At 52.6% G+C, this 496-nt stretch carries 2 protein-coding genes; both read right to left on the bottom strand.

The genetic code is table 11. The features are described from left to right. The coding region (locus K0040_RS22450; protein WP_500302294.1) for a flagellar biosynthetic protein FliR at window positions 1-176 on the bottom strand (176 nt) is incomplete at its 3' end. Between the two features lie 11 nt (window positions 177-187). Then, on the bottom strand, window positions 188-457 hold the full coding sequence (fliQ, locus tag K0040_RS22445) for a flagellar biosynthesis protein FliQ (RefSeq protein ID WP_228110442.1): 270 nt from the start codon (window positions 455-457) through the stop codon (window positions 188-190). Between the last annotated feature and the right edge of the window lie 39 nt (window positions 458-496).

Genomic DNA, 496 nt, shown 5'->3' with positions numbered 1-496 from the left:
GCAGGTAATGATGGGGCAATAGCGAACGTGATCATCATTGCCAGACCCAGTTTTACCCGTTTCGGCACGCTGCGTTCGCTCAGAATTGGCGCGGTAGAAATGAGCGCCAGCACGCGCAGTAACGGCCAGAAGTACAGACTTAGCCAGGAAAGCCATTGATCGCTTGTCACCTGCATCATTGTACGGGCTACCCGATGATATACGGCAGGTTAGTGAACAAGGTGCTGACGTAATCCAGCAACAGATTGAGCATCCACGGTCCGGCAATAATAATGGCAATAAATACGGCGGTGATTTTTGGAATAAACGACAGCGTCATTTCGTTGATCGGCGTGGCGGCCTGCAAAATACTGATGATAAGGCCCGTGACCAGCGCCACCAGCAACAGCGGGGCAGCCAGTGCCAGCGCGACTTTCATCGCTTCAGTCCCCATCATCATGACCGATTCATGTGTCATTTTGCCTCTCTAGCTGTAAAAGCTCTGCGCCAGCGAACC

It is taken from the genome of Terrisporobacter petrolearius (assembly GCF_020748185.1).
In the GTDB taxonomy this organism is placed as follows: Bacteria; Bacillota; Clostridia; order Peptostreptococcales; family Peptostreptococcaceae; genus Terrisporobacter; species Terrisporobacter petrolearius.
The sequence above is the reverse complement of the archived record's forward strand: the minus strand, read 5'-3'. Positions and strand labels throughout refer to the sequence as shown.